Origin of the sequence: Nonomuraea sp. NPDC050540, assembly GCF_044457485.1 — a bacterium.
Taxonomy (GTDB): domain Bacteria; phylum Actinomycetota; class Actinomycetes; order Streptosporangiales; family Streptosporangiaceae; genus Nonomuraea.
The window spans coordinates 18,784-31,444 of sequence record NZ_JBITHA010000020.1; the positions used below are offsets into that span (position 1 = coordinate 18,784).

At 71.0% G+C, this 12,661-nt stretch carries 12 protein-coding genes; 6 read left to right on the forward strand and 6 right to left on the reverse strand.

Annotated elements, in window-relative coordinates; translation table 11 throughout:
* Positions 1–177 precede the first annotated feature (177 nt).
* Entirely contained in the window at positions 178–2,379 is a 2,202-nt protein-coding gene (locus ACIBI5_RS44755; RefSeq protein ID WP_397256478.1) for an NADP-dependent isocitrate dehydrogenase, read from the forward strand.
* Positions 2,380–2,421: 42 nt separating this feature from the next.
* Here ACIBI5_RS44755 and ACIBI5_RS44760 read toward each other — a convergent pair whose 3' ends face one another.
* Together ACIBI5_RS44760 and ACIBI5_RS44765 are read right to left on the reverse strand one after the other, a co-directional pair.
* Positions 2,422–2,721: a DUF3017 domain-containing protein gene (locus ACIBI5_RS44760; protein ID WP_397256480.1), complete on the reverse strand. Its 300-nt coding sequence runs from the start codon at positions 2,719–2,721 to the stop codon at positions 2,422–2,424.
* Positions 2,708–3,820: a citrate/2-methylcitrate synthase gene (locus ACIBI5_RS44765; RefSeq protein WP_397256482.1), complete on the reverse strand. Its 1,113-nt coding sequence runs from the start codon at positions 3,818–3,820 to the stop codon at positions 2,708–2,710. The genes ACIBI5_RS44760 and ACIBI5_RS44765 overlap by 14 nt, the downstream gene beginning before the upstream one ends.
* 291 nt (positions 3,821–4,111) lie before the next feature.
* On the opposite strand from ACIBI5_RS44765, the gene ACIBI5_RS44770 reads away from it, so the two are divergent.
* Positions 4,112–4,756, forward strand: coding sequence for an FHA domain-containing protein (locus ACIBI5_RS44770; protein WP_184957917.1), 645 nt, complete (start codon positions 4,112–4,114; stop codon positions 4,754–4,756).
* Here ACIBI5_RS44770 and ACIBI5_RS44775 read toward each other — a convergent pair.
* Both ACIBI5_RS44775 and ACIBI5_RS44780 read right to left on the reverse strand, forming a co-directional pair.
* Entirely contained in the window at positions 4,751–5,866 is a 1,116-nt protein-coding gene (locus ACIBI5_RS44775; RefSeq protein ID WP_397256484.1) for an anhydro-N-acetylmuramic acid kinase, read from the reverse strand. The two genes, ACIBI5_RS44770 and ACIBI5_RS44775, sit on opposite strands and share 6 nt — an antisense overlap.
* An 8-nt stretch (positions 5,867–5,874) precedes the next feature.
* Positions 5,875–7,401: a glycoside hydrolase family 10 protein gene (locus ACIBI5_RS44780; protein ID WP_397256486.1), complete on the reverse strand. Its 1,527-nt coding sequence runs from the start codon at positions 7,399–7,401 to the stop codon at positions 5,875–5,877.
* A gap of 91 nt (positions 7,402–7,492) precedes the next feature.
* On the opposite strand from ACIBI5_RS44780, the gene ACIBI5_RS44785 reads away from it, so the two are divergent.
* Both ACIBI5_RS44785 and ACIBI5_RS44790 read left to right on the forward strand, forming a co-directional pair.
* Positions 7,493–8,908: a glycoside hydrolase family 3 protein gene (locus tag ACIBI5_RS44785; protein ID WP_397256488.1), complete on the forward strand. Its 1,416-nt coding sequence runs from the start codon at positions 7,493–7,495 to the stop codon at positions 8,906–8,908.
* Positions 8,905–9,762 carry a MurR/RpiR family transcriptional regulator gene (locus ACIBI5_RS44790; RefSeq protein WP_397256490.1) on the forward strand — a complete coding sequence of 286 codons (858 nt, stop codon included), beginning with the start codon at positions 8,905–8,907 and terminating at the stop codon, positions 9,760–9,762. The genes ACIBI5_RS44785 and ACIBI5_RS44790 overlap by 4 nt, the downstream gene beginning before the upstream one ends.
* Here the strand turns inward: ACIBI5_RS44790 and ACIBI5_RS44795 are convergent.
* On the reverse strand, positions 9,759–10,208 hold the full coding sequence (locus ACIBI5_RS44795; protein WP_379610072.1) for an Lrp/AsnC family transcriptional regulator: 450 nt from the start codon (positions 10,206–10,208) through the stop codon (positions 9,759–9,761). The genes ACIBI5_RS44790 and ACIBI5_RS44795 overlap by 4 nt on opposite strands.
* Before the next feature lie 93 nt (positions 10,209–10,301).
* On the opposite strand from ACIBI5_RS44795, the gene ACIBI5_RS44800 reads away from it, so the two are divergent.
* Complete coding sequence (locus ACIBI5_RS44800; protein WP_397256493.1) at positions 10,302–11,144, forward strand: LLM class flavin-dependent oxidoreductase; 843 nt, start codon at positions 10,302–10,304, stop codon at positions 11,142–11,144.
* On the forward strand, positions 11,141–11,563 hold the full coding sequence (locus ACIBI5_RS44805; protein ID WP_397256495.1) for a nucleoside deaminase: 423 nt from the start codon (positions 11,141–11,143) through the stop codon (positions 11,561–11,563). Before ACIBI5_RS44800 ends, ACIBI5_RS44805 begins: the two co-directional genes overlap by 4 nt.
* On the opposite strand, the gene ACIBI5_RS44810 is transcribed toward ACIBI5_RS44805, so the two are convergent.
* Complete coding sequence (locus ACIBI5_RS44810; protein WP_397256496.1) at positions 11,557–12,621, reverse strand: winged helix DNA-binding domain-containing protein; 1,065 nt, start codon at positions 12,619–12,621, stop codon at positions 11,557–11,559. The genes ACIBI5_RS44805 and ACIBI5_RS44810 overlap by 7 nt on opposite strands.
* Positions 12,622–12,661: the final 40 nt, after the last annotated feature.

Consider the following 12,661-nt stretch of genomic DNA (forward strand, 5'->3'; position numbering starts at 1 on the left):
CATGACGCGATCGTCAATTACGCCCTGTGACCTCCCCATCGCTCCGCGGAACCACTCCGAACCGCTCCAAAAGAGATCGCCAAGCCGGGGACCTGAGGCCGCCACGGCCAGGTCGCGGGCGGCGCGGCCACCGGATATCTTGATGTCAAGCAATCTCAGACGTGGAGCGGACATCCGGTGACTGATTCGACCATCATTTACACGCACACCGACGAGGCCCCAGCGCTGGCCACGTACTCGTTCCTGCCGGTCATCCAGGCGTACGCCGCCAAGGCCGGAGTGCGGGTGGAAAGTCGGGACATCTCCCTGGCCGGGCGGATCATCGCCGGCTTCCCCGAGCGGCTCACGGAGAGCCGGCGCATCGGCGACGCCCTTGCCGAGCTCGGCGAGCTGGCGAAGACGCCCGCGGCGAACATCATCAAGCTGCCCAACATCTCGGCCTCGATCCCGCAGCTGAAGGCGGCTATCGCCGAGCTGCGCCAGCAGGGCTACGACCTGCCCGACTACCCCGAGGACCCGAAGACCGACGAGGAGCGCGACATCCGCGCCCGCTACGACAAGGTCAAGGGCAGCGCCGTCAACCCGGTGCTGCGCGAGGGCAACTCCGACCGCCGCGCCCCCGCCTCGGTGAAGGCCTACGCCAGGCAGCACCCGCACAGGATGGGCGCGTGGTCGCCCAGCTCCAAGACCGACGTGGCGCACATGACCGCCGACGACTTCCGCTCCTCCGAGAAGTCCGCGATCCTGCCCGAGGCCACCGAGCTGCGCATCGAGCTGGTCGGCGACGACGGCGCCACGACGGTCCTGCGCGAGTCCGTACCCGTGCTGGCCGGCGAGATCGTCGACTCCTCGGTCATGCGCGTGGCCGCCCTGCGCGAGTTCCTCACCGCGCAGATCGCCCGCGCCAAGGCCGAGGACGTGCTCTTCTCCGTCCACCTCAAGGCCACGATGATGAAGGTCTCCGACCCCATCATCTTCGGCCACGTGGTGCGCGCCTTCTTCCCGAAGACCTTCGCGCAGTACGGCGAGGCCCTCGCGCAGGCCGGTCTCAGCCCGAACGACGGCCTGGGCGGCATCCTCGGCGGCGCGAGCGACGAGATCAAGGCGTCGTTCGAGGCCGAGCTCGCCGAAGGCCCGGCGCTGGCCATGGTCGACTCCGACCGCGGCATCACCAACCTGCACGTGCCGAGCGACGTCATCGTCGACGCCTCGATGCCGGCGATGATCCGCCAGTCCGGCCACATGTGGGGCCCCGACGGCAACGAGGCCGACACCCTCGCCGTCATCCCCGACAGCAGCTACGCCGGCATCTACCAGGTCGTCATCGACGACTGCCGCGCCCACGGCGCACTCGACCCGGCGACCATGGGCTCGGTTCCGAACGTCGGCCTCATGGCGCAGAAGGCCGAGGAGTACGGCAGCCACGACAAGACCTTCGAGATCCCGGCCACCGGCACCGTACGCGTGGTGAACGCCGCCGGCGAGACCGTCCTTGAGCACGCGGTGAGCCAGGGCGACATCTGGCGCATGTGCCAGACCAAGGACATCCCCGTCCAGGACTGGGTGAAGCTGGCCGTCTCCCGGGCCCGCGCCACCGGCGACCCGGCGGTGTTCTGGCTCGACGCGACCCGCGCCCACGACGCCAGCCTCATCGAGAAGGTCAACGGCTACCTGGCCGAGCACGACACCAGCGGCCTGCAGATCGAGATCATGGCCCCGGTCGAGGCGATCGGCTTCTCGCTGGAGCGCATCCGCAAGGGCGAGAACACGATCTCGGTCACCGGCAACGTGCTGCGCGACTACCTGACCGACCTGTTCCCGATCCTGGAGCTGGGCACCAGCGCCAAGATGCTCTCGATCGTCCCGCTGCTCAGCGGCGGCGGCCTGTTCGAGACCGGCGCGGGCGGCTCGGCCCCCAAGCACGTGCAGCAGCTGGTCAAGGAGAACTACCTGCGCTGGGACAGCCTGGGTGAGTTCCTGGCGCTGGCGGCCAGCTTCGAGCACCTGGCGCGCACGACCGGCAACGCGCGGGCGCAGATCCTGGCCGACACGCTCGACCGGGCGACCGCGACGTTCCTCAACGAGAACAAGTCGCCGGCCCGCAAGCTGGGCTCGATCGACAACCGCGGCAGCCACTTCTACCTGTCCCTGTACTGGGCCCAGGAATTGGCCGCTCAGACCGACGACGCCGTGGTGGCGGCGGCGTTCGCCGGTCTGGCCAAGACCCTTGCCGAGCAGGAGCAGGCGATCGCGGCGGAGCTGCTGGCCGTACAGGGCTCGCCGGTGGACCTCGGCGGCTACTACCAGCCGGACCCGGCCAAGGCGGCGGCCGTGATGCGGCCCTCGAAGACCTTCAACCAGGCGATCGAGAGCCTCTAGGCGACATCGGAAGGGCGGTGGGCTTCGGCCCGCCGCCCTTTGTCATCCTCCCCCGAGGAGCTGGAGCACGGCGGGCTTGAGCACACTGCCGTATTCCAGGAACATGCCGACGGCCACCAGGCCCACGCCGAATCCCCCGTAGACCACCATGTCGGTCTTCCTCGTCCGGACGGCCATGAGCCCGCCGTACCCGGCGAAGCGCAGGGCGGCGGCGACCATCAGCACGGCGCCGAGCGCGAACGCGCCCCACTCGCCGTCCACGAAGAAGATCGTGAGCATGGCAAGAGCCGCTCCCGCCAGGATCAGCGGAAACGGCCCCCACTTCTGATCATCGTTCGTCAATCGGCTTCCACTTCTGGTCGCGTTCCCCGATGTACTCACTATCGGGCCGGATGAGCCGGTTGTCCGCGTGTTGCTCGATCACGTGGGCGGTCCAGCCGGACATGCGGCTGATGGAGAAGACCGGCGTGAACAGATCGGTCGGGATGCCCAGGTAGTGGTACACCGAGGCGGCGTAGAAGTCGACGTTGGGGTAGAGGCCCTTGGTCTCGAAGACGACCTCTTCCATCTCCTTGGACATCCGGTAGAACTTCGGCTCGTCGCCGGACAGTTCCTCCGACATCCGGCGCAGGTGCGTGGCGCGCGGGTCCTCGGTCTTGTAGACGCGGTGGCCGAAGCCCATGATCTTCTCGCCGGCGCCCAGCTTGTCGCGTACGGTCTGGGCCACGCCGTCGGGCGAGATCGACTCCAGCGTCTTCATGACCTGCTCGTTGGCGCCGCCGTGCAGCGGGCCCTTCAGCGTGCCGATCGCGGCCACGATGGCCGAGTGCATGTCCGACAGCGTCGCGGCGCAGACGCGGGCGGCGAACGTCGAGGCGTTCATCGTGTGGTCGGCGTGCAGCACCAGGCAGGCGTCGAAGATCTCCGCCTCGCGCGGGGAAGGGGTACGGCCGGTCACCTGGAGCAGGAAGTTGCCGGCGATGCTCAGGGCCGGGTCGCTCTCCGGGACACCCTTGCCCGAGCGGGCGGCGTGGTAGCGGGCGACCAGCAGCGGCTGCTGGGCGGTCAGCCGGGCGGCCTTGCGCAGGTCGGCTTCCGGCTCGATGGAGTCGCGGTCGGGGTCGTCGGCGCTGGCCAGCGAGACCAGCGAGCGCAACGCCTCCATGGGCTTCTGCTTCTCGGCGATCTCCGCGACGTTGGCGGAGACCAGCGGGCCCAGTTCGCGCCCGGCGACGAGCTCGTCACCGTAGGCCTGGAGCTCGGCACGGTCGGGGAGCGTACCGCGCTGGAGCAGATGGGCGGTCTCTTCGAACGTCGCTCGGCCGGCCAGATCGTGGATGTCGTATCCCCGATAGAACAGACGGCCGGCCTTCCCGTCGATGTCGCTGAGCGCTGTGGACGCGGCTACGACGTCGGCCAGGCCTTTGGTGGGCTTGTCCATCGTGCTCCTTGGCTCGCTCCGCTCGCGGTTGTGGCGGAGTTATCCGCTCTTCGTGGCAGATGTCCCGCCACGAGTGTTTCCTCCGCTTATCGTGCCTGGAAGTCTACCCGTGAGCAGGCAAAACCGTCCGCAAAGGTCCAGACCAATTTCACGCTGGATTCTCCTTATGGCAAAGGCGATTCCGCATCCCCTCGTTTGGGTAAGCCGGAGCTGTAGTAATAGTTACGGCGGGCTACCCGAGGAGGAACTGCCGCCGTCTCACGCTGCGTCCGCTAACGGAAGGGAACTGCCGTGGAGGGGCCGTTCATACGCATCGAGGACACTGGCGAGGTCGTCCCGTTGCGCCCCGAGATCACGACGGTCGGCAGAGGTCGCGGTGTCGACATCCGACTCACCGATCCCAGCGTGTCTCGGCTCCATGCCGAATTCGTCCGGAGAGGACCCTACCTGTACGTCGTTGACCTGGGACTGTCCCGCAACGGCACGCGGGTGAACGGCAGGCCGATCGCCCGGAGGGTTCTCGACGACGGCGACGTCGTCTCCTTCGGCGCCGCGCGTGGCCGGATCGGCGGGGTTCCGCGCGAGGACTTCACCCCCGAGGTGGAGCTGAGAAGGGCGGCGGCCCCCGAGCTGACCCGCAGAGAGGTCGACGTGCTGACCTCCCTGTGCCGCCCCGCGCTGTCGGACGAGGCGTTCGTCGCACCGGCGACCGCAAGGGAGATCGCCGACGACCTGGTGGTGACCGAAGCCGCGGTCAAGCAGCACCTGCTGCGGCTGTACCAGAAGTTCAGGATCCCTGAGGGCACCAACCGGCGCACGCGGCTGGCCAACGAGGTCGTCGCGCTGGGTCTGGTCCGCCCCACCCCCGTGGTGCCGCCACAGCGGTCAGGCTCCCCCACCGAGCAACCATCGGCGGCGGGGCGCAGGGCTTCATAGGAATCGGATCGCTACCGGGGCTTCGGCGAGGGGTTCCGGCAGCACGAGTGGCCCGGAGCCCGGCGTTATCGTGCCCAGGACGCGTGGCCCGGCTGCACCTGTGCAGCTGGGCACGGTGGCCGGCAGACCGTGCGCGGTCAGCCAGCCGAACAGCGAGAAGGCGATGGCCTCCTTCGCGTCCGAGGGCACGCCCAGCTCGTCGCTGGGTACGAGGCGGGCCGTCGTGCGTGCGCGCAGCATGCCCATGAGCGTGGGGTTGCGCACGCCGCCGCCGGAGACGACGACGGTGTCGAGTTCGTGCCGCCGGATCTCGGCGGCCACGGTCTCGGCCGTGAGCGCGGTCAGCGTGGCCACGAGGTCGGGCCGCGCGATCTCCGCGCGCCCCGCCAGCGCCCGCCGCACGTACCCGGGCGTGAACAGCTCCTTGCCCGTCGTCTTGGGCGCCGCCTCGCGGTAGTACGGCTCGGCGAGCAGCGCCTCCAGCAGGCTCTCGTCCACCGTCCCCGCGGCGCCGAGCACCCCGTCCTTGTCGTACGGCGGCGCCGCGGCGTCGATCAGCGCGCCCGCCGGCCCGGTGTCGTAGGCGATGGCCGCCCCGGCCACGGTCAGGTTGGCGATGCCGCCGAGATTGAGCGCCCCCGAGCGGCCCTCGACCCCGTTGAGCATGAGCAGGTCGAGGTAGGACACCAGCGGCGCGCCCTGCCCGCCGGCGGTCACGTCACGCACGCGTACGTCGGAGACGACCGGCAGCCCGGTGCGCTCGGCGATCCAGGCGGGCTGGCCGAGCTGGAGCGTGCCCAGGACCTGCCCGCCGGAGACCCAGTGGAAGAACGTCTGCCCGTGCGAGCAGATCAGGTCGGCGGGCCCGGCGTCACGGGCGGCCTCGGCGAACTCCTGGCCGATCAGCGTGTCCAGCGCGCAGACCTCACCCATGCTCACGTCGCCGGGCGGGAGGGCGGCGACGATGCGGGCTCTCAGGCCGCCGGGGTAGGGCCGCTCGCCGGTGGCGAGGATCGTCCCCGAGAGCAGGCCGTCCTCCATCGACCAGTCGACGATGGCGCTGTCGATCCCGTCGTGGGAGGTCCCCGACATCAACCCAAGAACCCGCATAAATCTCCCTAAAACACCACGCGGAAGGGGTTGCTGGGCCGGGACGTCCTGCTCACCCGGTCCACCGCCACCACGTAGTAGTAGTCGCCCCGCTTGCCGTCCGGGTCGGTCCAGCGCACGATCCGGTCGCCGGGCACCACGGCCACCAGGTTGCGCGCGTCCTCGAAGGAGGTGAGCCGGGTGGCGGAGCGGAAGACCGCGAACTGGAACGGCTCCTCGCGCCCGGTCGCCACCATCTTGACCTCGACCCCGTCCCCGACCTTGCGGGCCAGCGCGAGCACCGGACGACCGGGCGCGCGCCCGCCGGCCAGGCGCGGCAGCAGCGGCGCCAGCGCGGGCCGCTGATGGTGGTCGTTGACCGCGGTGGTGACGGACTTGAGGCGGTCCGCCCGGACGTCGCCGGCGCTGAACCAGATGTCGCCGGTGATCTCCGGGTGGTTGCGGTTGAGCGTGAGGTGCTTGGACAGCTCGCCCGTCTCCTGCCACTGCGGCGCCTGGGCGGGGTCGCCCGCCTTGTACGCGGCCTGGCCGATCCACAGCATGGTGCCGGTGCCCTTGGCCACGTCCGACCACCAGGGCACGAGCTTGGCGTAGTCGGCGGGCGGCTGGCCGATGTACCAGTAGAGCTGCGGCGCGATGTAGTCGAGCCAGCCCTTCTTCACCCATCCGCGGGTGTCGGCGTGCAGGCCGTCGTAGGACTGGCCGCCGGCGGTGTCGGAGCCGAGCGGGTCGCTGGCCTTGTTGCGCCAGATGCCCGACGGGCTGATGCCCCAGGAGACCTCGGGCTTGGCCTGCCGTACGCGCTGCTGCATCTCCGAGACCATGAGGTCGACGTTGTTGCGCCGCCAGGCGGCCAGGTCGGGGTAGCCCGCCCCGTACTTGGCGAAGGCGGCGCTGTCGTCGAAGGCCGCGGTGTTGGTCGGGTAGAAGTAGTCGTCGAAGTGCAGGCCGTCGATGTCGTAGCGGGTGATCGCGTCGAGCATCGCGTCCTGGCAGAACTTGCGGACCTCGGGCATGCCCGGGTTGTAGTAGAGCTTGCCGCCGAACGGCAGGATCCAGTCGGGGTTCTTGCGGCCGGGGTGGTCGGGGTGGAGCTTGGCCGGGTCGGGCTGCATCGAGACCCGGTAGGGGTTGAACCACGCGTGGAAGGCCAGGCCGCGCTTGTGGGTCTCCTCGACGGCGAAGCCGAGCGGGTCGTAACCCGGGTCCTGCCCCTGAACCCCGGTGATCCACTCCGACCACGGCTCGAACGGCGACGGCCAGAACGCGTCCGCCGTGGGCCGGATCTGCACGAACACCGAGTTGAGCTTGCGCTCGACGGCCAGGTCGAGCCAGGCCAGGTACTCGGCCTTCTGCTCCTCGACCGACAGCCCCTTCTTCGAGGGCCAGTTGATGTTGACCACGGAGGCGATCCACATGCCGCGCATCTGACGCAACGGCGGCACATAGTCGGCGGCGGCGAAGGCGGGCAGGGGGACGACGGAGGCTGCGGCGGCGAGGGCGAGACCCTTGAAAACGGTCCGTCTGCTGGGCATTGGGGGGGTGGCCTCTCGGGAAGTGGTTGTGTCTGGGGCGACGATGACAGAAAATTACCTTCAGATCAACGATTGTGAAGGAAAATGCCGTATGTCGCCTGACCTCCACCGACTCGCCATGGCCGTGCTCCAGCCTGGCTTCGAGGGGACCACCGCCCCCGACTGGCTGCGCAGGGCGCTCGGCGAGGGATTGGGGGGCGCCGTACTGTTCGCCCGCAACCTCCCGAGCGAACGCCTCATCCCCCAGATCCGCGCCGAGAACCCCGACACCGTGATCGCCGTCGACGAGGAAGGCGGCGTCGTCACCCGCTTCGAGGCCCGGTCGGGCAGCTCCTTCCCCGGCAACCGCGCGCTCGGCGTGGCCGACGACGAGGCGCTCACCGAGCGGGTCGGCAGGCAGATCGGCCGCATGCTGGCCGAGGCCGACGTCACCCTCGACTACGCGCCCTCCGTCGACGTCAACGCCAACCCCGCCAACCCGGTCATCGGCGTCCGCTCCTTCGGCCCTGCCCCCGACCTGGTGTCCAGGCACGCCGTCGCCTACATCCGCGGTCTCCAGAGCGCCGGGGTGGCCGCCTGCGCCAAGCACTTCCCCGGCCACGGCGACACCATCACCGACTCCCACCTGGCGCTGCCCACCGTGCACGCCTCCGTGGAGGAGCTGTGGGAGCGCGACCTGCCGCCGTTCCGCGCGGCGATCGCCGCCGGGGTGCGCTCGGTCATGTGCGGCCACCTGCTGGTGCCCGCCCTGGACCCGTCGCTGCCCGCGACGCTGAGCCGTACCGTGCTGACGGGGTTGCTGCGTGAGGAGCTCGGCTTCGACGGCATGCTCGTCACCGACGCGATCGAGATGAAGGCCGTCGCGGCCCGGTACACGCCCGGCGAGATCGCCGTGCGCGCGCTCGCCGCGGGCGTGGACGCCATCTGCGTCGGCATCACCACCGAGCGGGGCCTGCACGAACTGCGGGACGCGATCGCGGCCGCCGTGCGCTCCGGCGAGCTGGCCGAGTCGCGACTGGCGGAAGCAGCCGCGCGGGTGCGCGCGATCGCCGAGTGGTACGGCAAGCAGGACCGTTCGGCCGCCGAGGACCCCGGCGTGGGCCTGGAGGCGGCCAGGGCGGCGCTGATCGTCACCGGCGCCGCCACGCTGGCGGGGGCGCCGCTCGTCGTCGAGGTCAACACGCGGCTCAACCAGGCCGTCGACCCCTCGACGCCGACCGGCCTGACCGCGGCGCTGGCCGCCCGGCTGCCCGGCACCGAGCGGGTCGTGATGGCCGCCGAGGGCGAACTGCCCGCCTTCGACGAGCGGCCCGTGGTGCTCGTGGTGCACGACTCGGCGCGGCACGACTGGGTCAGGGAGCGGATCGCGCAGGCCGTGCGGGCGCGCCCGGACGCGGTCGTCGTGGACACCGGCATTCCCGGCGAACCGGCGGGCGCCGCGTTCGTCGCGACCAACGGGCTCTCGCGCGTCTCGGCCGAGGCCGCGGCGGAATGGCTCACCACGTGAGCGAGCCGGCCAACCCGGTGGCGGCGGTGCGGGCCGTACTGCCGTCGCTGACTCCCGCCGCGCAGGCCATCGCCCGGATCATCCTCGACGATCCGGGCCTGGTCGTCAGGAGCACGATCACGGAGTTCAGCGCCGTCTCCGGCACCAGCGAGGCGACGATCGTGCGCACCGCCCGCGCGCTCGGCTTCGCCGGATACTCGCAGATGCGCTTCGCGCTGGCCGCCGCGGTGGCCAAGGAGCCCGAACGGCTGGTGCCCGGCGACCTGGGCCCCGACGACCCGCTCACCGACGTGATCGCCAAGGTGGCCAGGGCCGAGTACGAGGCGCTGGCCGACACCGCCGCCCAGCTCGACCCCGACCAGCTCGACGAGGTCGTGGCGGCCATCGTCAGGGCACGCCGCGTGGACGTGTACGGCGTGGCCGCCTCCGGCCTGGTCGCCACCGACATGTCGCAGAAACTCCTGCGCATAGGCCTGTCCACCCACCCGTTCTGCGACGCCCACCTGGCGCTGACCAGCGCGGCCCTGCTGCGCGAGAACGATGTGGTGGTGGCGATCAGCTGCAGCGGCGAGACCCCGGACGTGCTCGTCCCGGCTAAGACCGGGAAGGACGCCGGGGCCACGCTCGTGGCCATCACCAACAACCCGCGCTCGTCCCTGGCGCACATGGCCGACCACACGCTGGTCTCGGCCGGTCGCGAGACCGCGTTCCGGCCGGGCGCGCTGGCCAGCCGGATCAGCCAGCTGCTCATCGTGGACTGCATCTTCGTCGGCCTTGCCCAGCGCACCTACGAGACCGCCGACGCCGCCATCCGCGCCACGAGGGAGGCCACCGACCGCTATCAGGGCCGCTAACGCCGGGGGTTGGGGCCCCGGTAGGGCAGGGTCTGACTGTAGACGAGGTTGGTGTTGGCGCTGCCGAACTCGGCCAGGTCGTTGACGATCTCTTCCAGGTGCGCCATCGAGGAGGCGGCGACCTTCATCACATAGCAGTCGTCGCCCGTGGTGCGCAGGCACTCCAGGATCTCCGGGCGCTGACCGAGCAGCCGGTGCAGTGGCTCGTGGCGGCTGCCCGGGTACTTCAGGCGCACGATGGCGAGCACCGCGTAGCCGACCGCCGCGAGGTCGACCGCGGCGGAGTAGCCGGTGATCACGCCGGTCGACTCCAGGCGCCGGACCCGTTCGGTGGTGGCCGAGGCGCTCAGGCTGACCCGGCGCCCCAGCTCGGACAGGGGGATGCGCCCGTCGCGCTGGAGCTCGGCCAGGATCGCCCAGTCGGTGGCGTCGAGATTCACGGCCATGGGTCCAAAATACCGGCGGATTCCCGGTGATCGCCCGCGTATGCCGTTGGGTCGGCCTTCCGGCTCCAGGCCGCCCGTGGATAGCCTGATCACGTGGAACTTGGCGTCAACGTACCCAACTTCGGGCCCGGCACCGACCCTGGCACTCTCCGGCGATGGGCGCAGACCGTCGAGGGGCTCGGATACGGGCTGCTCATGGTCTCCGACCACGTGGCCATCACGCCCGACGTGGCCGCGCAGTATCCCGCGCCCTTCTACGAGCCCTTCACCACGCTGTCCTGGCTGGCCGGGGTGACCGAGCGGGTCAGGCTCGGCACCACCGTGCTCATCGTGCCCTACCGGCATCCGCTGCTGGTCGCCCGGATGGCGGCCAATCTCGACCGGCTCAGCGGCGGGCGGTTCGTGCTGGGTGTGGGCGCCGGATGGGCGCGGCAGGAGTTCGAGGCGCTCGGCGTGCCGTACCAGGCACGAGGAAAGCTGACCGACGAGCATCTGCGGACCATCCGCTCGGCGTGGGCCGACACCGGCGACTACGGCGAGGGGGACATCCCCATCTGGGTGGGCGGCGGCGCCGACGCGGCGCTGCGCCGGGCGGTGCTGCTCGGCGAGGCCTGGCACCCGCTGCGCCTCACCCCGGCCGCGTTGCGCGAGCGTCTGTCGCGGCTGCATGAGCTCGCCGACGAGCTGGAACGGCCGGCGCCCGCGCTGGCCCCGCGCATCGTCCTGCGGCTGACCGACTCCCCCGAGACCGGCCAGGACCGCCCGGCGGGCGTCGGCACGATCGGCCAGATCCTCGGCGACCTGGAAGAACTGCGCTCGCTCGGCGCCCAGAGCGTCCTGCTCGACCCGTTCAACGGCGACCCGGACGAGACCCTTCACCCAGAGGTGGCCTGGCAGGCCCTGGCCACCGTCTCCGCACGATGGGAGCACCTGTGACACCCGACGAAGAAAGCCTGCTGCGCCGCGCCATCGCGCTGGCGGCCAAGGGCAGGGCCTCGGGCAACCCGCCCTTCGGCTCGCTGCTGGCCGCGGCCGACGGCAGCGTCCTGGTCGAGGACCACAACACCACGATCACCGACCGCGACATCACCGCGCACCCGGAGCTCAAGCTCGCCCGCTGGGCGGCGCGCGAGCTCGACCCGGCCACCGCGGCGGCCACCACGATGTACACGAGCTGCCAGCCCTGCGGCATGTGCGCCGGCGCGATCGAGCGCTCCGGCCTCGGCCGGGTCGTCTACGCGCTGTCCGGCGCCCAGCTCGACGGCCTCAAGTCGGTCGTCACCTCGGCGGAGGTGCGCCAGGACGGCCCGGCGCTCTTCGACGAGGCCCGCGTCCCGGTGGAGGGCTACTACTGAGCCCGGATGAACTCGCGCAGGCGCCCCGCCTCCTCGGCCACGGCGGCGTCCTCCTCGTCCGACAGCGGGGTCAGCGGCTTCACGACCAGGTCCTGCCCGGCGACCGACCAGGTGCCGCGGACGAACCCGTCCACCAGGAACATGGGCACCCCGCCTGACGCGCCCTTGGCGAACCGCTTGCGGTGCTCCTCGCTGATCACCCGGGTGCGGTCGCGGTGGCCGAGCAGGGCGGTGTCGAACGCCGGCAGGAACCGTACCGGCACGGGCCGGTCGGGGTCGGCGATCGGGGCGCCGGGCAGGTCGAACAGCTCCTTGCCGCCCGGCCCCTCGTACACCGCCGGCTTCGGCCGCAGCCGGTCCACGATCTCGCGCAGCCGGGTCACGCCGGCCCAGGCCTGGATGTCCATCACGGTGGCCGGGCCGTACGCGGCGAGGTAGCGCAGCACCAGCGTCTCCAGCGCCGGTCCCGGCTCCATGGGCCGGCCCGTCCACTCCTCGGCCAGCGCCATCTCGATGCCCGTCCGGTTCCCCCACCGCCCCCAGGCCGCGGCGGGCGGCGTGTGCACCAGTGGCAGGAGCAGTTCCACCGCGTCGGCCAGCCGTCTGGGCACCGGTACCGGGAAGCGCTCGGCGAGCAGGGCGCCCAGCGCGCCCCGGGTGAGGCTGCGCCCGGCCAGCGCCGCCCGGCCCGCCTCGGCCAGCGCGGGCAGGTCGACTCCGGCGATCTCGTCGGCGTAGTAGGGGTGCGTGAGCGCCACCTCCACGATGGGCCGCACGCTCGGCCGCAACCACGCGAAGTCGGCGGCGTCGGCCAGGTGCATGGTCCTGCGCACCATCGTCGAGCGCACCACCGTGCGGCCGGCGACCAGCGACTCCAGGTCGGCACGGCGGAAACCCTCCACCCGCGACCACAGCCCGACGTACGGCCAGTTGGGCTCCTGGCCCTGCAGCACCACCACGTGCCGGATGACGTCGATCACGGACCTGCCGGTGCGCTCGGCCAGGAAGTGGCGTTCGAGCAGAGTCCGGTTGAGCTGGCGGAGGGAAATCGGCGTCATACCGCCATTAGTAGCAGCGAAGACCGACATAGGATTGTCG

Excerpts from the sequence above, each read along its gene's own strand:
- ACIBI5_RS44765 (WP_397256482.1), bottom strand. The coding sequence starts at position 3,820 with ATGGACAAGCCCACCAAAGGCCTGGCCGACGTCGTAGCCGCGTCCACA.
- ACIBI5_RS44775 (WP_397256484.1), bottom strand. The coding sequence starts at position 5,866 with ATGCGGGTTCTTGGGTTGATGTCGGGGACCTCCCACGACGGGATCGAC.
- ACIBI5_RS44780 (WP_397256486.1), bottom strand. The coding sequence starts at position 7,401 with ATGCCCAGCAGACGGACCGTTTTCAAGGGTCTCGCCCTCGCCGCCGCA.
- ACIBI5_RS44785 (WP_397256488.1), top strand. The coding sequence starts at position 7,493 with ATGTCGCCTGACCTCCACCGACTCGCCATGGCCGTGCTCCAGCCTGGC.
- ACIBI5_RS44795 (WP_379610072.1), bottom strand. The coding sequence starts at position 10,208 with ATGGCCGTGAATCTCGACGCCACCGACTGGGCGATCCTGGCCGAGCTC.
- ACIBI5_RS44810 (WP_397256496.1), bottom strand. The coding sequence starts at position 12,621 with ATGACGCCGATTTCCCTCCGCCAGCTCAACCGGACTCTGCTCGAACGC.